Genomic DNA, 22,207 nt, shown 5'->3' on the forward strand with positions numbered 1-22,207 from the left:
TCATCACCTGTCACGCAAAATCATTACATGAGCAGTTCCGAGGCCAGGCGAGCCATCAGAACGTTGGATAACAGCACCGGCACATCCAGCGCTTTTTGCAGCAAATCACGATGATGCTGGTGGAAACCCAGGCAGTCCAGAATCAGGACATCAGCCCCTCTTTCCAGCAGTTCCTTCCCGGCAGCAATGAGTTTGGCCTCACTGTCCCAGAACGGATTGGCCAGCGCGTACAAGGGCACTTTTTCCAGCACGTGCCATTTTGCCTCCTGGTTATCCATGAGCTCCTCAATGGGGACAATCACCCCCACCTGATGACCATCCACGATGGAGGCCACCAGCGGCGGAATGATGCGCATCGGTTCCAGCAGAATCGCATTGCGCGCCATGAGCCCCTTAATGGGGGCCGTGCTCATCAGCAAAATAACGTCATAACCTTGATTATCGAGCACTTCTATTACGCCCTGCAGCGAGCGCTCGATTTTCTGGCGTGAAACATGCGCCAGTTTACCGTCACTTAATAACGTCGCCAGGGGATCCTCCCCCGCCTCGACAGCGTAGTCCTCCATGACCTCTTCCCGACTCATCTTCCCCAGCAGGCTCAGATGCGTTATCTGTTGTTCAGATACATGCTCGGTTAAGAGCGGTAACACTTCGCTTACAGGGACCACACCAATGGTGAGGATCGCCAACGTTGCCTTCATCTTTATCGCCTTCCATTACTCCAACATCGTGCACACAGGTACAGGCTCACTACGCTGCACAGTTCATTTTTTCAACAAAACAGCACCAAGCGTAGCAGGTGATCCCGACATCGAAATGTAAAGATCGCCTGCCGATACCAGAGTTACTTGTAATAACTAAATATTAACTCCTGCTTAACTTTCACGATGAGTAAAAAGTGTGATTCAGGCACGATCCTGGATCGTTTAGGAAAACATTCATGTTATGTCGGGATCTTCGTAGCGCCGTTTCGCATCCAGCGCTTCCTGTTCAGTCTCGTGTTCACTGATCAGCGAGTCCGGTTTTGGGTGATCGGCACGCAGTTGATACCAGGTCACGGTATGACCCGTATGGCCTTTTTCAACGGTAACAATGCGCGCTTCACGCGGATAGGGAGGTCTGGTTGGCATAGCTCATCCTTTTTTTATGTCTGAGCTATAAGTATAGACGCCGCTTAGCTGGCACAAGCCAAACGCAGGGCGGTAATAATCTGAATCACAACGTCTTCGGGAGAGGCTGACGCATCCACCACGTGGTGAGCCGCCTCGCGGTATAGCGCATCGCGTTCCGCCAGCACTTCACTCACCTCTTCGTTCAGAGGCCTGGAGGTTAGCGCAGGACGTTGCCCCTCTTCCGGAAAGGCTTCCAGACGCCCAACCAGGGCCGACACCGGCGCGCTGAGGTAAATCACAATCCCTTTTTCGCGCATAAACTGACGGTTACACTCCGCCAGAACAATGCCACCCCCGGTCGCAATCACCGCAGACGGGGTGGTGACCGCTTTCAGCGTGGCCGTTTCGCGCGCGCGAAAGCTTTCCCATCCCTCTTGTTCAACAATCTCAGCGATGGTTTTTCCAGCCTCGGTTTGCAGCCAGTGGTCGGTATCCACAAACTGGCGATGACACACGCGTGCCAGCTCCAGGCCAACGGTGGTTTTCCCACAGCCGCGGGGGCCAACTAAAAAGATGGGTTGGGTCATAGCCAGGTGTTCCCCTTGATGCCGGATGGCTGAAGAGTGTAAAGAAATAATTGCAGAAGATGTTGCGATTACTTTACTGCAAAGCGGTACGGGATGACAACCCTGTGGAGGCCACACTGTACCACAAAGTGACAATAATTATCATTACGCTGTGCGGCGCTTCACTTCCAGCAGCCATTTATCCAGTTCGGCAGCAAACTGCTGGCGATCGCGCTGTGACAGGCTATCCGGCCCACCGGTCTGCACGCCACTGGCCCGCATCGTATCCATAAAATCGCGCATAGTGAGCTTCTCGCGAATGGTCGACGGCGAGTATCGCTCTCCGCGCGGATTGAGCGCCGCCGCCCCTTTCTCCAGCACTTCGGCAGCCAGCGGAATATCCGCCGTGATCACCAGATCCTCCGCGCTGCACAGGCGGACAATTTCGTTATCCGCTACGTCAAACCCGGCCGGCACGCGTAAAGAGCGGATGAAGCGCGAAGGCGGTACGCGAATATTCTGGTTCGCCACCAGCGTCAGCGGCATCTGAACGCGCTCGGCGGCACGAAATAAAATCTCTTTAATCACATTCGGACACGCGTCCGCATCAACCCAAATCGCCATATTGTCTCCCCTTAATAACTCTGCCGACTATTGTCGCCTGCATTTCGTTGTTAAGCTATCAATCAGAGAAAACAACGCATAATGACGGAGAATCGTGATGGACAAGAAAATCGGGTTTATCGGCTGCGGTAACATGGGCAAAGCCATCCTGGGCGGTCTGATCGCCAGCGGGCAGGTGTTGCCGGGTCAGATTTGGGTCTATACCCCGTCACCGGACAAGGTCGCCGCGTTGCGCGATCAGTACGGGATCAACGCCGCCGAAAGCGCGCAGGAAGTGGCCCAGGTCGCCGATATCGTCTTTGGCGCCGTCAAGCCGAACATCATGATCAAAGTGCTGAGCGACATCACCTCCAGCCTGAATAAAGAGACGCTGGTGGTGTCGATTGCCGCGGGCGTCACGCTCGATCAGCTGGCGCGCGCGCTCGGCCACGACCGCAAAATCGTCCGTGCGATGCCAAACACCCCTTCACTGGTCAACGCCGGCATGACCTCCGTCACGCCTAACGCCCTGGTGACCTCAGAAGACGTGGCGGATGTACTGAACATTTTCCGCTGCTTCGGTGAAGCAGAAGTGATTGCCGAATCGATGATCCATCCGGTAGTCGGCGTCAGTGGTTCTGCGCCTGCGTATGTCTTCATGTTTTTAGAAGCGATGGCCGATGCCGCCGTGCTTGGCGGAATGCCGCGCGCCCAGGCGTATAAGTTCGCCGCGCAGGCCGTCATGGGCTCTGCCAAAATGGTGCTGGAGACCGGCAAACACCCGGGTGAACTGAAAGATATGGTCTGCTCCCCTGGCGGTACCACCATCGAAGCAGTGCGGGTGCTGGAAGAGCGCGGATTCCGCTCGGCCGTCATTGAGGCCATGACAAAATGCATGGAAAAATCAGAGAAGCTGAGTAAATCCTGATTGCTTCAGTCGGGCGTCAGGCGGCCACTTCGGTGCGGCTGCGCCCGGCATTTTTCGCTCTGTACAGCGCCACGTCAGCCGCCTTTAGCCATTCCCGATAATGTCCAAACTGCGGCCCCCAGGGGGCAACGCCTACGCTGATGCGCAGCGCCTCTTTTGGCGCGCACGGTAGCGACAGCGTTTCCAGCCGCTCATGCACCCGGGACATCACGGCGATCGCGCTTTCCGCCGCGGTCTGCGACATAATCACCGCAAACTCATCCCCGCCAAACCGGCCGATGGCATCACCTGACCGCACCGACATCTGGAGCTGGCGCGTGATGGCAATGATCGCCTCATCCCCCACGGCGTGCCCCCAGGTATCGTTGATATTTTTAAAGTGGTCGATATCAATCAGCAAAATCGTGGCGGTGCAGTGGTCACGGCGGCAATGCTCAAATTCATTTCGCAGCAGCATTTCCCAGTGACGTCGATTAAAGACCCCGGTCATGCCGTCGCGGGTGCTCATCATTTCCAGCCGCTGCTTGTGCTCAGCAAGCCTGACGGCGGTGCGGTGGCTGAGCCAGGCAAACAGCATGGGATAAAGCACCAGCACCGGCAGCGTTAACCCCCACTCCACCGGGTCGGGGTTAAAGACGGCCACGCGGCCGACAAGCGGCAGCGTCACCAGCGCGGAGAGCAGGGTCAACAGGATCCCCGGAATAAACAGACGACAGCCCCCGGAGCCCATCATATTCATCCCTACCATCATCACCAGCGCTGCCGTGGGTAACGCGCTCATCCCCATCACGCCGATCCAGAGCCCGGCAATGATGGCATCGATCTTAAGATTGAATACTTCCTGCTGATGAGGTGACGCGGCCCGGCAGGATAACTGCCAGGCGAAATGGGGCCAGACGAACGCCCAACCGACCAGTAAAAGCCACCAGCCTCCGGGTAAAAAATGGGTGACCAGCATTCCTGCAACCGGGAAAAACATCGCTGCCAGCCCCACGGCGCGCGCCAGCCGAACCCGCCGGGCAAACTGAATGCCGGCGCGGTGAGGGTCATCCTGAGAAAGGGTTAAATTCCACTCTTCCCGAATGCGCTTTTTGTTGTAATACGTTTCATCATTCATCATTTTTGGGAATATTCTGAAACATTTTCCCAAATTATAGAGAGGGGGTCTGCGGGGAAAGTATGAAATTTCGGGTGAGCCGCCGGAGCCGCTCACCCGTTCGAACTACACTTTTTTCTTCAGGCAGGCACTCATAAACTTGCTGCGGTCATCCCCTTTCAGAGACTGTTCGGTGGCCTTGGCATTACACTCGCGCATCTTTTGCTGCTGAGGCGTCAGGCTTTTTTCAGCTGGCTTCGAGGCGCCGTTTTTGAGGCAGTCGCTCATGTAGGTCTTGCGAGCATCGCCCTTCAGACTCTGAGACGTCGCCTGTTGATTACAGGTGGTCATACGCTGCTGCTGCGGCGTTAACGTTTTCTCTTCCGCGTTCGCCGAGGCGACCAGGAACAGGCCGGAGAGCAGAGTAACCAGTAATGTTGTTTTCATTGCACCATCCTTTTGTGAACATTCCCTGTAAGTCTGGTTCGTGACAGGAAAAAAACCACCCGGCAGATGTGATTTCCACCGGGATTTTTATCATTTCAGACCCAGCGCCGCCTTCATGGTGTAGAACAGATCCGTTTGATCCGTCAGGCCTACCACGTTTGCCGCGTGCGGGCCGTAGGCGGCAATGCGCAGCTGGGTGCCCGTGTGCTCCATGGACTCTTCTTCAGAGTTACCGTAGCTCATCACCATGACAGCACCATCTTTGGTGTTCAGCGCCTGCGTCAGGCCAGGGGCTTTGGTATCTGGCGGAATGATCTGGCTGGCGTGCGCGTGGTCCGCGGTGACGATGACCAGGGTGTTACCGTCTTTTTTCGCGAACGCGAGCGCCTTCTGCACCGCTTCGTCCAGATCGACGGTTTCGCCAATCTGACCGCACGGATTCGCCGCATGATCCTGCTTATCGATTGACGCGCCTTCTACCTGCAGGAAGAACCCTTTTTCGCTCTTGCTCAGCAGAGAGATCGCTTTATCAGTCATCGCCGCCAGCGTTGGTACGCTGTCCGTGCGTTTCGGGTTTGGCGTACAGGTCACCGCAGGCTTATCGATATTGCCGTGATACGAGGCTTTTGGACCTTCCCAGCGCACGGGCATGTTACCGTCAGAGAACAGCCCCAGCAGCGGCTTGTCCTGGTTCGCCTCGCTTATCGCCGCCAGAGCATTTGCGTCACTCACCAGCTGATAGCCGCGAGCCTGCGCCTGCTCGCGCAGCGTTTTGCCCTGCCATTCGCCCGCCGTCGCGGTTTCCGCGAAGGTTTTCGCGCCGCCGCCCAGCGTCACGTCAGGACGTGCGTTCAGCAGTTGTTCCGTAATCGAGCCTTTCCCGCCTTTTTCCAGCGCATTTGTAGGGCATTTTTCGCTGGTCACTGACGGGCCATAGCACTTACGCGAGGTCACGTGTGCCACCAGCGCCGCAGGCGTCGCATCCTGAAGTTCAGCGGTGGAGACGTTGCCGGTCGCCAGGCCCGCCGCTTTTGCCATCTCCAGAAGGGTTTGATGATCATGTTCGTGAATATCCACGCCCAGCGCACCATTATAGGTTTTCACGCCGGTGGACCACGCCGTGGCAGAGGCCGCGGAATCCGTTACGTAATCCGGTTTACCGGTTTTTTTATCCAGCGCGTAGTGGGTATATTGTCCGGTCAGCGGTAAGGCGTCGATACCTTTAAAAAAGCCGCCCGCTCCCTCGGCATAATTTCGCGCCGCCGTGATTTCGGAATCGCCCATTCCATCGCCAATCAGCAGAATAATATTTTTTGCCGGTTTCTCATTCAGCGAAGCGCGAATAGCGGCCGTTTGATCTTCTGATAAACGGCGCGCGCCGCCAGGCTGGGTGATATCCCCTTTTGCCGCACGATTATCCAGCACGCTGGTTTGCGTCGTATCTGCATAAATGGCAGGGGTAATTAACAGGGGAAGTAATGCAATGAAAAGTGCGCTCTGTTTCAATTTATTTTCTCCATGTACAAATACATAAAAATAAAAACAGAGCGACTATAGGCATCCTGCATGACAATTCTATGACACGTCGTTACGTCCTGTGGCGGTTTAGCTGCGCGGATGCCTTAACAGCTTCTTTACGTACTGGTGAAGCATCTCCGCATCCTCTACCGGTACCTGCGATTCAGGCCTGACGCTCTCCAGCGCGCCTTCCACGCTCTCAATCAACGCCTGCTGATCGGTTTTCGCCATTTGTCGAAGCAGCGCGGTGACCACAATCTCGAGCGCTTCGACCTGAGCCACCAGCTCTTTTGACTCTTCTTCCTTTTGTGCCAGCTTGACCAGCAATTCAGCAATGAGGTTTTTCATCGTGCCAGTTCCTTTTCAGTTTTGTCTGACGTTATCACTCTGAATCCCTATTGCAAAGAGAAGAAATTAATTATGGTATGCAAAAGTGACACAGGAACGGAAATAAAGAGGTAGCGCCGTGAGCGAAACGTTTTTCTATAAAAAGACTCCGCATTTTGTTATATAAAAATGCGGCTACCATAAGAATATATAATACATCTACTAAAGTGTTATCTCGCCGATTTGGCCTCCGCCATTTGTCGGCGGCGTCGCAGCGCAATAGCCAACTGGATAATATTGATTAAAACAACAATCGCTGTCGCCGCAAATACCCAACGAAAACCGGCCATTGCGGAAACGGATGCGCCAATAAGCGGACCGGCAACATTCCCCAGATACATAAATGACTGGTTATATCCAAAAATTCGCCCCGTCACCTGGTCGCTGGAATATTTGACCAGCAGAGTCTGTACCGCAGGCAACATGGCGCCGTCAGCAAAGCCGAGCAGAAATCGCAATATGCCAAGCTGAAGCGGAGAAGTGACAAACGACATCGCGAAGAAGAGCACCACCGCAAAGATCAGCGTCGCCATCAGGATGCGCGCCGTGCCGATCCTGTCCCCCAGTTTACCCAGACGCGGCGCGGAAATCAGGGCGGATACGCCCGGCACGGCGGCAATCATGCCGCTCAGAAAAGCGATATTCGTGCTCTCCGGCTCCATCGACTTGATAAACAGCGCCAGAATCGGACCGACCGAACCGTTACAGAGCTGGATCACCATGGTGGTCACAAACAGGCTGATCATCAGACCCGGATAAGGCAGCGAGGCGAAAACGGCCTTGCCGCTGAGGCGTTCAGATTTACTGATAACCGGGCGGCCTCCTTCTTTAATCAGAAAGAGCGTGACCAGAAAACTGACCACCAGCAGGATCGCGGTGATAATAAATACCGCGCGCAGCCCGACGTGGTCCGCCAGAAAGCCCCCCAGCAGCGGCCCGCCGATGACGCCGCTGATCTGTGCCGTGGAGAGCGTACTCAGCGCCCAGCCGCTTCGCTCGCGCGGCACCTGAGAGGCGACCAGCGCCATGGCGTTTGGAATATACCCGGACGTCAACCCCATCACCGCCCGCAGGAAAAACAGCTGCCAGACGTTGGTGGCGAAGGCCTGCAGCAGAATAGCAATCGCCATCCCGAGCGAGGCGCGCAGCAGCATCAGTTTACGGCCTTTTCGATCTGCCAGGCTGCCCCACATCGGTGACACAATGGCGGAGACCAGAAACGTGACGCTGAACGTCAGACCGGACCACATGGAAAGCGCTTCATGCGAGGTCACCCCCAGCTGCGACACGTACAGCGGCAGGAACGGTAAAATCTGGCTGATGGCCAGCCCGGTAAAGAAGCAACCGAACCAGACCGAGATAAGATTAACTTTCCAGGATTCCATAACGAAATAGTCTTCATTTTTAGGCGAATTCGCCGACAGATTAGCAAGTTACGCGTGTCAACGTCGCACCAGAGATGCGGCCCGACAGACTTTGGTGTTTTATCTTCCCAGTCATCATATTTGTGAAATAAGTCACAATTCATCCATTTTCTGGCGGAATATTATGCTTTACCGGCAGAGACCAAAACCGCGCATTCCCAGATGAAAATGGTTAGCATGCGCCGCGTTATACTCCGGCCCCAGGCCGTTCCCGTAGTAGCCACAGCTCGCCGCCAGCATGGCCTTCAGCCAGGGCTGCGTTGTTGTCGCCTTCCAGCCATTCAGCACCGTGACGCGTTCACCGTTCGCCAGACGAAAAGCGGCAATATCCAGCGCCTCCGCCGTGGCATGTTCACTGCGGCGCGCGTCAGGGCGGTGATAAATATTGCGGCAGGCAAAGCTGCCAAGGTGGTCGATACGCACGAGCTCGCTGCCCGTATAGCGTTTTGTCAGCGGCCGGGCCTGCTGGCTGATAAAGAGGGCTGAGCTGAGCGCCAGCGGACAGCTGGCAAGAAAGCTGCTGTTCAGGCCGACAGGGCCGAAGTCACGCACGCGCACGACGTTGTTAAGGGGACACGCGCCGCCGCTGTCCGCTACCGGCTGGGTGCGGATGAGATCGCGTTGGTTAGCCTGTAACAGCAGGCTCGCGCACGCCTCGGGAGTTAAACGCCGAAGCTTATACTGAGTGATTCGGCCTGGCGGATCGTCAAGCGTCAGCGGCGTGAAAGGGTTGTAGTAAGGCGGCAACCAGCGGTAACCCAGCGTTGCGATGGTCAAAATGATAAATCCGGTCAGCAGCGTTTTTCCTCTCACTCTCCCCCCTCAACATTCCCCAAAACATTATGGCAGAAGGCCGCGAAACACGCCGGGCATCGTGGTATGTTATTGGCTTTTCGTCAGACTGGAAGAGAGTGAGATGGCTAAGCAGCGCGTAGGTATTGTCTTTGGGGGAAAATCAGCGGAGCACGAAGTGTCATTGCAATCGGCTAAAAATATCGTTGATGCGATCGATAAAAGCCGTTTCGACGTGGTGCTGCTGGGCATTGATAAACAGGGCCAGTGGCACGTTAACGATGCCAGCCAGTATCTGCTGAATGCTCACGATCCGGCACACATCGCCCTGAATCCTTCAGAAGTGAGCGTCGCCACCGTACCCGGCGTCGTGAAGGGGCAGCTTATCGACGCCGGCAATGCACAGGCTCTCGCCCAGATCGACGTCGTCTTCCCTATCGTTCACGGCACACTGGGGGAAGATGGTTCCCTGCAGGGAATGCTGCGCATGGCCAACCTGCCGTTCGTCGGCTCGGACGTCCTCGGCTCTGCCGCCTGCATGGACAAAGACGTGACCAAACGCCTGCTGCGCGATGCAGGGCTGAATATTGCGCCATTCGTTACGCTCACCCGCGCCAACCGCGACAAACACACCTTCGCGCAAATCAGCGGAGAGCTGGGTCTGCCGCTGTTTGTGAAGCCAGCAAACCAGGGCTCCTCCGTGGGCGTCAGCAAAGTGACCAGCGAAGCTGAGTTCACGCAAGCCGTCCGACTGGCGTTTGAGTTCGACCATAAAGTGGTGGTTGAGCAGGGCATTAAAGGCCGTGAAATTGAGTGCGCCGTGCTGGGCAACGATTTTCCACAGGCGAGCACCTGCGGCGAAGTGGTCTTAAACAGCGACTTCTACTCGTACGACACCAAATACATTGATGATAAAGGCGCGCAGGTTGTCGTGCCTGCGGATCTCGATCCGGCGGTTAACGATAAGATCCGGGCGATCGCCATTCGCGCTTATCAGACGCTCGGCTGCTGCGGCATGGCGCGCGTGGATGTGTTCCTGACGGCGGAAAACGAGGTGGTGATCAATGAAATTAACACGCTGCCGGGGTTCACTAACATCAGCATGTATCCGAAGCTGTGGCAGGCGAGCGGCCTGAGCTACCCGGAATTGATCACCCGCCTGATCGAACTCGCGCTGGAGCGTCACGCCGCCGACAGCGCGCTTAAAAGTTCCGTAAACGGTTAATCGGCGCCCTTCGCCGACTCTGCCTCATCCGCTGTCGTCTCTTTAGGACGGCGGCGGATAATCAACCCCGCCAGCCAGAAACTGATAACCCAGGTCACCAGCCCGACGGCATAGGTTTGCCAGCCTTTTGCCTCAAACCCTAACAGGCCCACGACACCGTTAAGAATAAAGATCAGCCCGATAGCGAAGGCGTAGTAGTGCCAGTCACGGCGTAGTTTGGACGTGAGCTTCATAACAACTCCGGCAGGAAAAAAAGACATCCTCTCACAGTTTTACGACCAGGTCTGTGGCAGATACGGAAATTCTGAAACACGACGCAATTTCACTTAAGTTAATAAATTGTGACGTGCTGCAGAAATCAACAATCCAGGAGGATTCCGTCGCGTAAATTACCACGATTCTGATATTGACAAATGCGATGACCTGTCAAACTCACCCTGTACGAAGCGTATTAACAGAGCGATTTATCCGGAGGTCATCATGGCTGACTTTACATTGTCGAAACCGATTTTTGGCGGAAAACCAAAAACCTCCACGGCGGGTAATATCGCGTATGCCCTGTTTGTCCTGTTCTGCTTCTGGGCTGGCTCGCAGCTGCTCAATATGCTGGTCCATGCGCCTGGCGTTTATGAACACCTGATGCAGGTGCAGGATAACGGACGCCCGCGAGTTGAGATTGGTTTTGGCGTCAGCACCCTGTTCGGCCTGATTCCCTTCCTCGCGGGATGTATGATTCTGGGCGTTGTGGCATTAGTGCTGCGCTTTCGCCGCCGCCGTTAAAGCCCCATACAGCGAGCCCGGCGATCGTCCACGCGTTTTGCGAACCACGCGGTGGTCAGGTTACGCGTGATCTTCGGGCTTTCCAGCTGAATACCCGGCAGGATAGCCCTCGGTAACGTTTTCCCGCTTTTCTGCTCTGCAAGCGCAAACACCTTCTTGTACAGATCCGTTTTCTCAAAGGCCAGACTATCGCCTTTCTCAAGCTGGCGGCGAATGTCGCTGTTGCTCAAGCCAAGCGTTGCCGATAATTTCCGTACGGCAAGCTCGGTGCTTCCCGCCTCGCTGCTGCCGTAAGCGATGAGATCGCCGTCAAGCGCCAGCTTAACGCCGCTTGCGCGGCTGACCGCACTCTGGAATGCCGCATTACGGCTGGCATACCAGCCGGCGTTAAAGTCGGCAAAGCGATACAGCGGCTCATCGTAGTTTGCCGGGTAGTTCAGCAGGTGATACGTGCCGAACCACAGTCCGCCGCGCAGGGAGAAGACCTCCTGGCGCACCGTACCGTCGATTTTCCACGGATAGCCGTCGGTGTGTTTCTCCGCGAACGCGATGCTTACCTGCATTGGGCCACCGGTATGGACCGGGTTCAGTGAGCCAAACAGCTTTTGCCCCATTGGGACCATGCTGATGAAATCATCAAAGATGGCGCTAAGCTGTTTTTCGGTTTTCACCGTATCCAGCCGTTCGCTGTAGCTTTTGCCGTTCGGCGAGGTGATTTTAAGCGCGGTATGCACGAGGAACACCGGGATATGCATGGACTCCGCGCGGCGGTCGATCTCTTTCCAGGCGATTTTATTCAATCCCGGCACAGCCGGATCTGACTGGTACATCGACTCCTGCTGTGCCACCGCCAGCACCGAACAGATATTCTCCTCGGTCGGCGCGATCTTTTGGCTTTCAAAGGTTTTTGCCAGCGCGTTTGCCCACGCATTGCGATCTTTCACGCTGGCGGGCATTTTCTGCCGCACAACGCTCGCCACATCAACGGGCTTCTCGCCCTTTTTGAGCGGAGCGGCCCCCTTTTCGGCACAGCCTGCCAGCACAAAAGCGGCCAGAATGGTCAACGGTAACGCGCGCGGTACGGCAAAAGGCATAGCAACGTCCTGTATTAGCTAAATGTGTTAGTGACTTCCTGCAGGTCACGATCGTCCAGCTCGCGTTCAAAGCTGCGCAGACGTTTGTAGATGGACATCAGTTCCACCAGCGTGGTCCAGGAGCTGATCAGGTACTGGAATGAACTTCTGACCTGATCAAACACGTTGGTAATTTGGGTCATCAGTCCCAGAGTAATTGTCCCTGCAACAATTGACGGGAACAACAGGACTATTCCAAAAACAGTATCGGCCTGAAGATATAAAATACGAGCTATGTTGAAATACATGTAGTGGAAGTAGAGCTTAAAGTAGTTAAAACGGACGTTCTGAAATAACTCTTTTACCGTTGGTGGCGCAGCTCGTGATGGGTCATCCTCACCGTAAACGAGTTCTTTACGGTAAGCCGCTTCCACGCGCTGATTTTTAAATTGTAACCCCGGCAATTTGATCCCCACCACAGCAAGAAGCCCCGTTCCCATAAGAGACCAGACCAGTGCCGCAATAACCAAACCATAGGGTAAATGACCAACAACTGGAAGTTCAGGCACATGGGGTGAAAGTGCAATCAGAATCGGTAAAAAAGCGATAAGTTTCATCACAGCATTAAGCAAGCTGACCCCCATGTCCTCCAGCGTTGAGGCAAAACGCATGGTGTCTTCCTGCACACGCTGTGCAGCACCTTCGATGTGCCGCAGTCGTTGCCAATTTGCCATGTAATATTCGTTCATAGCAGTACGCCAACGGAAAACGTAATGGCTAACGAAGAAATTGTTCAGCACTGCCACTGTTACTGCAATCATGGCAATGCCGGTAAAACTAACGAGACTGGCATAGAGTTCACCAATCGGAACCTTATTCGGGGCGCTTAGTGCTTTTTGGATCAAATCGTAGAAGGGTGCATACCATGCATTAATTGCAACGCTCACTTCCACCATGAACCAGGTAACGAAAATGATCAGTGCAGATCCCAAAATCGACCAAAACTGCCAACGATGCGGAGAATACTTGAACCAGAAGAGTGCAAACAGCCCCACACATACCGTGTAGTAGGCATAAAATACGATAAAGCTGAGCGACCAGAAGCGCGCTGCGCTAATCGGCACCTCGCCTGTCGCCCCCGTGATGCGCGTCAGCCATGCGCCGCCGCCCGCCTGCCAGAAAATGACAGCGATCAGTGCCCAAATAAATGCCGACAGGAAAAAAGGCCCCGGCTTTGGGAAAAAAGACTTAAACATAATGCTTCCTTCTTGTTGTTATGGCTGTTGCTGTGTACAACACGTCACCACACGAAAACCTGCCCGAGCCAGCCTCCCGGCTCCGGCAAAAAGGTCAGACCCGAGCGTTAATTATTAGTTCGCTTTCCAGTTTTCAAGAATTGTTTCGGTGCGTTTCACTGCGAGAGGATTCGCCGGCGCAATGAAGTTACGCCAGACGTCGTTGTGATGGTTAATCAGAATCTGTGCTTCAGCAGCCGGGCGGTTGGATGTGGTATGGGCATCTTCCGCCACGGTGATGTGATAACCCCGGCTAACGCCGTTCTTGATCGTCGCATCGACGCAGTAATCGGTGGCGCAGCCGCAGATGACAAACTCGTGAATGCCCTGCTCCCGCAGCAGCGTCTCAAGCCCGGTGTTGTAGAAGGCATCACAGGCCGTTTTGGTCACGTAAAGCGCGTCGGCAGGCTGATGGAGTTCAGGCAGTAGCGCAAACCCTGCACTCCCCTCTTCCAGCCCCCCGGCCTCGGTGTGCTGTATAAAAATCACCGTGTCGGCTGCCTGCGTAAGCTGGTTGATCAGAGAGACACACTTTTCGCGCTGATGACGAGGGGTTTCAAACACCCCGTTCTGCATATCGACAACCATAACCACACGCTTCTCAGACATACCGTTCTCCGTAAGATTGAGTGACACTGGTGCCTATCATAAGCCCGATGTCACAAAATGGGAGATGGCTCGCAAGTAAATTGTTCATATTTACCCATGGTTACGTTTTTCTCGCTATCGTTATGCAATTCGGGGCATTGCACGGTACCGATTAGTAGTATAAATACCCATTACTTTCCTCATTCACTTCATGGATGCTTTTCGTTGAAACGTTGTCTGCTCTCTTTTGCCGCGCTGTGTGCGGTGAGCTTCTCTACCGCCCAGGCAGCCCAACCGCTGACGGCTCCCGTTTTAGCTTCAGATATTGCCGATCGCTACGCGAACCTTATCTATTACGGCAGCGGCGCGACCGGAATGGCGATGGTCGTCATCGACGGAAACCAGCGTGTATTCCGCAGCTTTGGCGAAACGCGCCCGGGAAATAACATTCACCCGCAGTTGGATTCCGTCATCCGCATCGCATCCTTAACTAAGCTCATGACCAGCGAAATGCTGGTGAAACTGCTCGACCAGGGCGTGGTGAGGCTCGACGATCCGCTCAGCAAATACGCGCCGCCAGGTGCCCGCGTACCCACGTATCAGGGGACCCCGATCCGGCTTGTGAACCTTGCTACCCATACCAGCGCCCTGCCGCGTGAGCAGCCAGGCGGAGCGGCGCATCGTGACGTGTTTGTCTGGCCAACGCGCGACCAGCGCTGGAGCTATCTGAGTACCGCCACGCTGAAAGCAGCACCGGGCTCGCAGGCCTCTTATTCAAACCTGGCGTTCGACCTGCTGGCAGATGCCCTCTCAACGGCGGCTGGCAAACCCTACACGCAGCTGTTTGAAGAGCAGATCACCCGTCCGCTCGGCATGAAAGACACCACGTTTACTCCGTCCCCGGACCAGTGCCGTCGCCTGATGGTGGCGGAGAAAGGCGCCAGCCCCTGTAATAACACGCTGGCGGCCGTGGGCAGCGGCGGGGTTTACTCCACGCCTGGCGACATGATGCGCTGGATGCAGCAGTTCCTTTCCTCGGATTTCTACTCGCGAAGCAGCCAGGCCGATCGTATGCAGACCCTGATTTATCAGCGTACTCAGTTGCATCGGGTCATCGGGATGGACGTACCGGGTAAAGCCGATGCGCTCGGCATGGGCTGGGTCTATATGGCACCGAAAAATGGCCGTCCGGGTATTATTCAGAAAACCGGCGGCGGCGGCGGGTTCATCACCTATATGGCGATGATCCCCCAGTCAAACGTGGGCGCGTTTGTGGTGGTGACCCGCTCTCCGCATACGCGTTTCGTCAATATGAGTGACGGTATTAATAACCTGGTGGCAGAACTGAGCGCCAATAAAGCCCAGGTGCTTACCGCGTCCAACTGATATTAATATTCCGTGGGCAAGCGGTTGATGCTGACCAGCTTGCCCCGGCTCATATTGATATAGTTTCCCTGTCGCAGGGCGGCCAGAACTTCGGCAACAACAGAACGTGAAATGCGTGTGCTTTGCTGAATATGATTCATCACACCGATTTTTGAACGCAGCGTTTCATCCCACTCGGCCATATTTAACAGCATCGCGCGGATCTGGTGATAGGAGTTATTGCCCACCAGCTGCATATCGCGTTTTTCAAGAATGTAATTTATCCAGGATAACCAGCAGAAGGCCTCTTTCCACAAGGAATACTGCTGGATCTGTTGACGGGTAGTTTCCGTGGATAAATAAAAACCGGTACAGGCCGTTTTAGCCATCACTCTGTATTCCTGAGAGTGATTGATGACGACCGTAGACAGCCCGAAAATAAAAGGTGCCGTCGCAATCCCCACCAGCAGCTCATCGGAAGGGCGATAGACCTCAATAACGCCAGTTTGTAATACGATCGTTCGAGGCTCAATTGATTCGCCTGACGTAATTAATTGTTGAGGAGCACATGTAAAAGGGGTACTGGCTGCTATTAACCCCTGTTCGAGCCGGCGTAATTCAGAAAGTGGTTTCGCATTAACGTTCATGCAGACCTCAAGTCATCCGTATTTGTCGGTTCAATATTATTTTTATTGCTTCTGTAAAAAGCGGGGGAAGATAACCCCTCCCCCGCTTTTATTCATTACCAGGTATATTTCACACCCAGGTTTGCGCCCCAGTTCTGGTCAACGTCACCGCCGCCCAGATAAGTGGCATCCGTGTAAGCGCTGAAGTTCTTCGTGAAGCTGAACTGGGTGCCCAGCCCAACACGAACAGCGGATCCTTTCACGCCGTTATCAATGCTGTCACCGTTAATATCGGCATTGTTATCGGCGTCGTCATAGACCCAAGCCAGTTTGAAGTAAGGCGTCAGAGCCTGATCGCCGCCGTAGTTGAAGGTATAACCCGTATCAACACCAAGTTCATAACGCAGGCTATCGTAAGATTGTCCATCAACGCGCATGTCATTGCTCAGACGATAGTCATCACCAGACTGGAACAGACCCGATACGGCTGCGTATGGGGTAACGTAGCCAGAGAGGTTTGGTTTCCAGTCATAGCCCAGCTTCAGCCCAAAACCAACAGCGTCGCTGGTGGTATTGCCGTCAACATACTGGCCGTTGCTCATGTTAGCGGAAAGATCGCTGTTGAAGCGGGTGTAGCTCAGGGAGCTGTCGAGGAACAGATCGTTCGTAAACTTCGCTGACGCGTAGATCATCGCCGTCTGGCTATCCTGATCGACCTGACCGGTACGATCGCTGATATCTCCCTTCGCGAAACCTGCCGCCCCACCGACGATCCACTTCGCGTTATTACCGTCAATCTGGGTATCCAGACCCACCATAATACCGCTCACGTCCTGATCGTAGCTGATAACGCCATTGTCACCGTCGAAATTGCCGCCGAAGTAGCTCACCCACGCTCCGCCATTATCCGCCAGGCCGTGACGGCGGTTGGTCAGACGCGCACCTACGGTATCCTGCTGCAGATTCCAGATATTGGTATTGGCAGAAGGAATGCTCAGCGCCATATTGGCGTAGTCGGTCAGCGCTTTCTGCTGGAGGACAACGGTGTCACCCTGCTGCTGCGCCTGGTAGGTATAGGCCCCTAAATCGGCTCTGTTTGCAGCAGTAAAGCTGGCTGCAGTATCCGCATTATTGTCATAGATGCGAACGATCTCTTTGTTTTTGTAATCAGCAACGGAACCCGCTCCGGTCGCGTCATCGATACGGACCTGATAGTTACCGGCGACGTCACCGTTCACCGCCAGATGGCCGTCAGAGTTAATGGCCACTACGCCGTAGTCATAATCAGCGCTGCGCTTATCGTTAGTGATATAGCGTGCGTTGTTCAGATCGCTGTTCAGCACGTAATCACGGCTGGCAACGTTCAGCACGCCGCCATCGGTCAGTACCATATTGTGCGTATCAACCTGACCCAGCCCCAGCGCCAGCTCTGCACCGTTATCTACGGTGATGGTGTTGGCATAGAGCTCGGCCGTTTCTTCCGTCAGCGCCGCACGGCTATCACTGTCCAGATACAGATGGTCGGTAGCCACGCCGCCGCTGTCGCCGATATTCAATGAGGACGCATTGGTCAGAGTGATGGCATCCGCCAGCAGGCCTGAGTTTTCAACGTTGACCTGAGACTGGTTGTTTACCGTCAGGGTGTCGATGTTAGACACCTTACGGGTATCCCACTCGGAGCCGTTGTCCAGCGCGATGTTAAACAGACCGCTCTGATACACCGCTTCGCCCGCAACATGTCCGTTGTCGTCATAGGTGGAGTCCGGCCAAATGCTGTTAGGGGACAGTGCGTTCCAGTCTACGTTGCTGTAGCCCTGGCCATACATCTGCGCCGTGCCGATAGCCTCGACGCTGGACTGTGCTGCGCCGACCCATTTGCTGCCGTTGGTAAGCGTCACATCCAGCTTATCGGTGCCATCCCAGCCGTTGGTGGTTGGGTTATAGATGCCGTCTTCGGTGGTATCGGTTGCCGGATCGCCGTTCGGGTAGAAGTTGTTGTCGAAGGTGCTGGAGAACAGAATATCGCCAGTAACGGTGGAATGATCGAACGTGGCGGTGGTTTGCATCGCGTTATCAGACGCGCTGGCGGCCACAATCAGCGCCGCATCGTCTGCCGCTGTCGCGCTGGTTTCACCATAGTCGCTCGGCTTCGCGGTTTGACCGTAGAATCCGCTGGTACCTAAATCGCTGTACGCACCGGAAGTCAGTACCGAATCTTTCACCAGTAGCGTGTCGGTAAAGACGTTGCTGCTGTTGGCTACGCCTTCAACGCCGTCGTATGGCGTATTATCCAGCTCCTGGTACCCCTGCGTCAGGGTAATCCCCGCGACGTGAGAATTATTCTGGATAACAATATCCGATTCCACATCCAGGGTAATCGCATTACCCAGATCGTACGTATCCAGATAGTGTCTTTCCGTATTTTCCCCATTCACGACATCATACGCATAATGCTCGTACGTATCGTTAAGGGTGGAATTATCAACGGTCAGGCTAAAACGATCGTATTGCGTATGATGGGTGCCGTCAGCATCCACGCCATCAGCACATGTGGTGGTCATACACTCAGAAGTAATCATGCCGTTAATGGTGCTATTGGAAATACTCAACGCATTCGCCCGGCCATTGATGCCATCATCCAGGTAGTACGTTGAAATAACACCATTCACGGTGGCTTTATTAATCACGGGATAAATATCACCATCATGGATGGCATCCGAGTAATCCCAGTCGGCATAACCATAATACCAGGGGGTGGACGCTGTATTATCGTATCCGAAGGTATTATATGTCGTACCGGAAATATCCTTCGCATTGGCCTGAGAAGCGATAGCCAGGGTGCAGGCTAATGCAAGTTGAGATACAACGAGTTTCTTTTTCCATGTTTGCATTGGGTCATCCCTCCTCAGGGACGTAAGCAAGTTTGTCCATCAATGAATTTGCAATATTTAATTGCGGAGGGAATTATGCAGTTTCATTTCGAAAAGGTTCAATGAATGTTTCCATTAAGTCCGTATTCAGACAAAAACACATTCAGACCACAAACCATAAGGCTTCATAAAATAAATATTATAAAAACAGAATGTTAATACACGGCTAAACAAATTGGAAAAACACACCGGAAAATAATAAATCATTTTTAATTATGCTTTCATTTCCATATAGAAATAACACGAATATTTCATTCTCCTCTCAGCCTTATACTGACCTGCATTATATATTATTTATGACAGGCAAACTCACCTGCCGCATTTCACAAAAGCAAAATGCCCACTTTAGTAAAACACCCGTCTTCACTTTGATGTACACTAGCCCTCTTTGTTCCACAAACATCAGGCATACCATGACCGATTTAATTGCACGCCCACGCCGCCTGCGCAAGTCACCTGCACTGCGCGCTATGTTTGAAGAGACAACCCTGAGCTTAAACGATCTGGTGTTGCCGATTTTTGTTGAAGAAGAGATCGATGACTACAAGGCCATCGAAGCTATGCCGGGCGTCATGCGCATTCCGGAGAAATATCTGGCGCGTGAGATCGAACGTATCGCCAACGCGGGGATCCGCTCGGTGATGACCTTCGGCATCTCCCACCATACTGACGCGACCGGCAGCGACGCGTGGAAAGAAGATGGCCTCGTCGCCCGCATGTCACGCATCTGCAAAGAAACCGTGCCGGAAATGGTGGTGATGTCCGACACCTGCTTCTGTGAATACACCTCGCACGGCCACTGCGGCGTGCTGTGCGATCACGGCGTGGATAACGATGCTACCCTGCTTAACCTCGGCAAGCAGGCTGTTGTCGCGGCCGCGGCAGGCGCAGATTTCATCGCACCTTCTGCCGCGATGGACGGACAGGTTCAGGCGATTCGTCAGGCCCTGGACGCGGCCGGTTTCACCGACACCGCCATCATGTCCTACTCCACCAAATTTGCCTCCTCCTTCTACGGCCCGTTCCGTGAAGCAGCCGGTACGGCGCTGAAAGGCGATCGTAAAACCTATCAGATGAACCCGCTGAACCGCCGCGAAGCGATTCGTGAATCCCTGCTCGATGAAGCCCAGGGCGCAGACTGCCTGATGGTAAAACCGGCTGGCGCGTACCTGGATATCCTGCGTGACATCCGCGAGCGCACCGAGCTGCCGCTGGGCGCTTATCAGGTGAGCGGTGAGTACGCGATGATCAAATTCGCCGCCCTGGCGGGTGCCATTGATGAAGAGAAAGTGATCCTGGAAAGCCTGGGGGCGATCAAACGCGCGGGCGCGGATCTGATCTTCAGCTACTTCGCGCTGGATCTGGCCGAGAAGAAAATTCTGCGTTAATCCGCTTTAGCGCCGGGTGGCGGCTTCGCCTTACCCGGCCTACGCTCTGCTCAAATCTTCACCCAACTGCAATACAACCGACATCTGCCCCTTCTACTGTCTTCGCAAGACGGCAGGAGGAGTGACCATGTTTAGCCTCGATAGCGTTCTCGACGATCTTTGGCCTCAGGCGAGGCCCGCACCCTGGCAAAAAAGTCTGTTAAAAAGACTGTTCTACGAAGATGAATTTCAGCAATTTGCCGCAGCCCACCGCCACCTGAAAGGCCTGGATATGGTGGAGCAGGTTCTGGAACACCTGGATATTCTCTGCACCGTTTCCGCCCGCGATCTCGAACAAATCCCCGAACATGGCCCGCTGGTCATCATTGCCAACCACCCGACGGGTACGCTGGACGGACTGGCGCTGCTGTATGCCGTCTCCCGCGTGCGGCGCGATGTTAAAGTCGTAACCAACCGGATGCTGACCCACCTTGAGCCCCTCAGTTCGCTGTTTATTCCGGTGGACAATATGGGCGGCAGGACGGCGAAAACGTCTCTGGTGCAGATGGAACAGCATCTGCAAAACGCGGGCGTGCTGATCTTCTTCCCGGCAGGCGAAGTGTCCCGCCCCACGCGCAAAGGCATTCGCGATAAAAAATGGCACTCCGGCTTTATCAAACTTGCTGGCAAGCTGCGCGCCCCGCTGCTGCCGGTGCATATTCAGGCGCATAACAGCCTGCTCTTTTATGCCAGCACGCTGGTCTCCCCGACGCTGTCGATGCTGCTGCTGATGCAGCAGATGTTCCGCCGCCGCCACAGCCAGCTGCCGATCAAAATCGGCCAGCAGATTGCGTGGCATCACTGGCACAGCGCTACCCTTTCGTCGCGTGAGATGGCCGAGCAGTGCCGTCAGCACGTGATGCGTCTTGGCAAGGGAGTGCCCGGCGTCTTTAAAACCCAGTGCGCCATTGCCCGTCCGGAAGACCGGGCCACCCTGAAACGCGCGCTGGCGCAGGCCGAATGTCTGGGCAAAACCAGCGACGGTAAAACCATCTATCTTTGGCAGCGAAACGGTCAGGAAGATGCCCCGCTGCTGCGCGAGCTGGGCCGCCTGCGCGAGATTGCCTTTCGCGCGGTGGAGGAAGGGAGCGGCAAACGTCGGGACACCGACAGCTACGACGATGATTATCTGCACCTGATCCTGTGGGATGAGGACGATCTGGAGATCGTCGGGGCGTATCGCTTTATGCCGACGGCCATGCAGATCGAAAAGCGCGGCGTTGAGGGGTTGTACAGCTATAGCCTGTTTCACTACGACGACAAAATGCAGGACGTGCTGGAACACGGCATTGAGCTGGGGCGCAGCTTTATTCAGCCGCGCTACTGGGGGCGCCGCGGCCTGGATTATTTATGGTCCGGCATTGGGGCTTATCTGGCGCGTTATCCGCACTACCGCTACCTGTTTGGCCCGGTCTCGATTTCCGGTGGCTTACCGCCTGCCGCGCGGGATCTGCTGGTCGCCTTTTACCGCCTGTGGTTCCCGGCGACGCATCCGCTCGCCGCCTCGCGCCAGCCGTATCCCGCCTCCCTGCCGGACGTGCTGGCGCAGTTTGGCGGCGTGGATTACGTGGACGATCTGACGAAGCTGAAATCCCTGCTCGGCAATCTTGGCTGCGGCATTCCGCCGCTCTACAAGCAATATTCCGAGCTGTGCGAGCCCGGCGGCGTGCAGTTTATTGATTTTGGCAGCGACCCGGCGTTTAACAACTGCGTCGACGGGCTGGTGCTGGTGGATTTGTGTTACCTGAAGGCGAACCGCTATCAGCGGTATATTGAGGCGCACCTTTAAATGTGCGGTATTCTGTAGGCCGGGTAAGGCGTAGCCGCCCCCCGGCTAAACCCCACATACATAAAGAACTAAAGCGCCACAAAGGGCGCTTTAGTTTTTCCCGGTCTTTGTCTTTCTCTCTATCCCGCTGGTTCACGGGAGGGTTTCCCCCGACATCAGCACCCCTCGTGTCGAGCTGGTTGGGGAGGTTCCGGATTGTGCTGACACTTTAATTCTATGCAAGGCCCGTTTTTTCG

22 protein-coding genes are annotated in these 22,207 nt (G+C 54.8%); 6 read left to right on the forward strand and 16 right to left on the reverse strand.

What is annotated here, in order from left to right; genetic code table 11:
• Positions 1-23 precede the first annotated feature (23 nt).
• The 4 genes from ACMWJS_RS12795 to ACMWJS_RS12810 all read right to left on the reverse strand — a co-directional run bounded on the left by ACMWJS_RS12795 (position 24) and on the right by ACMWJS_RS12810 (position 2,302).
• Positions 24-701, reverse strand: a complete 678-nt coding sequence (locus ACMWJS_RS12795) for an AroM family protein (RefSeq protein WP_045909804.1) — start codon at positions 699-701, stop codon at positions 24-26.
• Between the two features lie 237 nt (positions 702-938).
• A complete protein-coding gene (gene yaiA, locus ACMWJS_RS12800; RefSeq protein WP_023334675.1) occupies positions 939-1,130 on the reverse strand; it encodes a protein YaiA in 192 nt (63 codons plus the stop codon).
• Positions 1,131-1,174: 44 nt separating this feature from the next.
• A complete protein-coding gene (gene aroL / locus ACMWJS_RS12805) occupies positions 1,175-1,699 on the reverse strand; it encodes a shikimate kinase AroL (RefSeq protein WP_045909805.1) in 525 nt (174 codons plus the stop codon).
• 144 nt (positions 1,700-1,843) lie between these two features.
• Positions 1,844-2,302, reverse strand: a complete 459-nt coding sequence (locus ACMWJS_RS12810) for a YaiI/YqxD family protein (protein ID WP_010428006.1) — start codon at positions 2,300-2,302, stop codon at positions 1,844-1,846.
• A gap of 97 nt (positions 2,303-2,399) precedes the next feature.
• On the opposite strand from ACMWJS_RS12810, the gene proC reads away from it, so the two are divergent.
• Entirely contained in the window at positions 2,400-3,209 is an 810-nt protein-coding gene (gene proC, locus ACMWJS_RS12815) for a pyrroline-5-carboxylate reductase (RefSeq protein ID WP_032656527.1), read from the forward strand.
• Between the two features lie 16 nt (positions 3,210-3,225).
• On the opposite strand, the gene adrA is transcribed toward proC, so the two are convergent.
• The 6 genes from adrA to ACMWJS_RS12845 all read right to left on the reverse strand — a co-directional run bounded on the left by adrA (position 3,226) and on the right by ACMWJS_RS12845 (position 8,894).
• Complete coding sequence (gene adrA / locus ACMWJS_RS12820; protein WP_045909806.1) at positions 3,226-4,329, reverse strand: diguanylate cyclase AdrA; 1,104 nt, start codon at positions 4,327-4,329, stop codon at positions 3,226-3,228.
• Positions 4,330-4,431: 102 nt separating this feature from the next.
• Positions 4,432-4,752 carry a phosphate starvation-inducible protein PsiF gene (psiF, locus tag ACMWJS_RS12825; protein WP_008503278.1) on the reverse strand — a complete coding sequence of 107 codons (321 nt, stop codon included), beginning with the start codon at positions 4,750-4,752 and terminating at the stop codon, positions 4,432-4,434.
• Between the two features lie 90 nt (positions 4,753-4,842).
• Positions 4,843-6,258: an alkaline phosphatase gene (phoA, locus tag ACMWJS_RS12830; RefSeq protein ID WP_045909807.1), complete on the reverse strand. Its 1,416-nt coding sequence runs from the start codon at positions 6,256-6,258 to the stop codon at positions 4,843-4,845.
• 99 nt (positions 6,259-6,357) lie between these two features.
• Positions 6,358-6,618 (reverse strand): anti-adapter protein IraP, encoded by a 261-nt coding sequence (gene iraP, locus ACMWJS_RS12835; RefSeq protein WP_023293178.1) that lies wholly within the window; start codon positions 6,616-6,618, stop codon positions 6,358-6,360.
• Between the two features lie 209 nt (positions 6,619-6,827).
• The gene (locus ACMWJS_RS12840; protein ID WP_048030063.1) at positions 6,828-8,042 is read right to left on the reverse strand and encodes a multidrug efflux MFS transporter; all 1,215 of its coding nucleotides are present in this window, start codon (positions 8,040-8,042) and stop codon (positions 6,828-6,830) included.
• A gap of 168 nt (positions 8,043-8,210) precedes the next feature.
• A complete protein-coding gene (locus tag ACMWJS_RS12845; protein WP_325841775.1) occupies positions 8,211-8,894 on the reverse strand; it encodes an extensin family protein in 684 nt (227 codons plus the stop codon).
• A gap of 103 nt (positions 8,895-8,997) precedes the next feature.
• On the opposite strand from ACMWJS_RS12845, the gene ddlA reads away from it, so the two are divergent.
• Positions 8,998-10,098, forward strand: coding sequence for a D-alanine--D-alanine ligase (gene ddlA, locus ACMWJS_RS12850; RefSeq protein ID WP_032674239.1), 1,101 nt, complete (start codon positions 8,998-9,000; stop codon positions 10,096-10,098).
• On the opposite strand, the gene ACMWJS_RS12855 is transcribed toward ddlA, so the two are convergent.
• On the reverse strand, positions 10,095-10,331 hold the full coding sequence (locus tag ACMWJS_RS12855) for a DUF2754 domain-containing protein (RefSeq protein WP_414747157.1): 237 nt from the start codon (positions 10,329-10,331) through the stop codon (positions 10,095-10,097). The two genes, ddlA and ACMWJS_RS12855, sit on opposite strands and share 4 nt — an antisense overlap.
• A gap of 247 nt (positions 10,332-10,578) precedes the next feature.
• Here ACMWJS_RS12855 and ACMWJS_RS12860 point away from each other — a divergent pair, with 247 nt between their 5' ends.
• On the forward strand, positions 10,579-10,878 hold the full coding sequence (locus ACMWJS_RS12860) for a DUF2755 family protein (protein WP_008503287.1): 300 nt from the start codon (positions 10,579-10,581) through the stop codon (positions 10,876-10,878).
• Here ACMWJS_RS12860 and ACMWJS_RS12865 read toward each other — a convergent pair.
• The 3 genes from ACMWJS_RS12865 to ACMWJS_RS12875 form a co-directional block, all read right to left on the reverse strand.
• Positions 10,875-11,972 (reverse strand): DUF1615 domain-containing protein, encoded by a 1,098-nt coding sequence (locus tag ACMWJS_RS12865; protein WP_414747158.1) that lies wholly within the window; start codon positions 11,970-11,972, stop codon positions 10,875-10,877. The genes ACMWJS_RS12860 and ACMWJS_RS12865 overlap by 4 nt on opposite strands.
• A 14-nt stretch (positions 11,973-11,986) precedes the next feature.
• Entirely contained in the window at positions 11,987-13,207 is a 1,221-nt protein-coding gene (sbmA, locus tag ACMWJS_RS12870; RefSeq protein WP_032646127.1) for a peptide antibiotic transporter SbmA, read from the reverse strand.
• Between the two features lie 114 nt (positions 13,208-13,321).
• Complete coding sequence (locus ACMWJS_RS12875) at positions 13,322-13,855, reverse strand: isochorismatase family protein (protein WP_262811483.1); 534 nt, start codon at positions 13,853-13,855, stop codon at positions 13,322-13,324.
• Between the two features lie 204 nt (positions 13,856-14,059).
• Between ACMWJS_RS12875 and ampH the strand changes: the two genes are divergently transcribed.
• Complete coding sequence (gene ampH / locus ACMWJS_RS12880; protein WP_414747159.1) at positions 14,060-15,220, forward strand: D-alanyl-D-alanine-carboxypeptidase/endopeptidase AmpH; 1,161 nt, start codon at positions 14,060-14,062, stop codon at positions 15,218-15,220.
• A 2-nt stretch (positions 15,221-15,222) separates the two neighbouring features.
• On the opposite strand, the gene ACMWJS_RS12885 is transcribed toward ampH, so the two are convergent.
• Together ACMWJS_RS12885 and ACMWJS_RS12890 are read right to left on the reverse strand one after the other, a co-directional pair.
• Positions 15,223-15,846 (reverse strand): helix-turn-helix domain-containing protein, encoded by a 624-nt coding sequence (locus ACMWJS_RS12885; RefSeq protein WP_045909814.1) that lies wholly within the window; start codon positions 15,844-15,846, stop codon positions 15,223-15,225.
• A gap of 95 nt (positions 15,847-15,941) precedes the next feature.
• Entirely contained in the window at positions 15,942-18,716 is a 2,775-nt protein-coding gene (locus tag ACMWJS_RS12890; RefSeq protein ID WP_414747160.1) for an autotransporter outer membrane beta-barrel domain-containing protein, read from the reverse strand.
• Between the two features lie 452 nt (positions 18,717-19,168).
• On the opposite strand from ACMWJS_RS12890, the gene hemB reads away from it, so the two are divergent.
• Both hemB and ACMWJS_RS12900 read left to right on the forward strand, forming a co-directional pair.
• Positions 19,169-20,143: a porphobilinogen synthase gene (hemB, locus tag ACMWJS_RS12895; RefSeq protein WP_045909816.1), complete on the forward strand. Its 975-nt coding sequence runs from the start codon at positions 19,169-19,171 to the stop codon at positions 20,141-20,143.
• A 127-nt stretch (positions 20,144-20,270) separates the two neighbouring features.
• The gene (locus ACMWJS_RS12900; protein ID WP_111967273.1) at positions 20,271-21,971 is read left to right on the forward strand and encodes a lysophospholipid acyltransferase family protein; all 1,701 of its coding nucleotides are present in this window, start codon (positions 20,271-20,273) and stop codon (positions 21,969-21,971) included.
• Positions 21,972-22,207 lie beyond the last annotated feature (236 nt).

It is taken from the genome of Enterobacter sp. HK-058-C-ECC (assembly GCF_047531125.1).
Lineage (GTDB): Bacteria > Pseudomonadota > Gammaproteobacteria > Enterobacterales > Enterobacteriaceae > Enterobacter > Enterobacter quasiroggenkampii.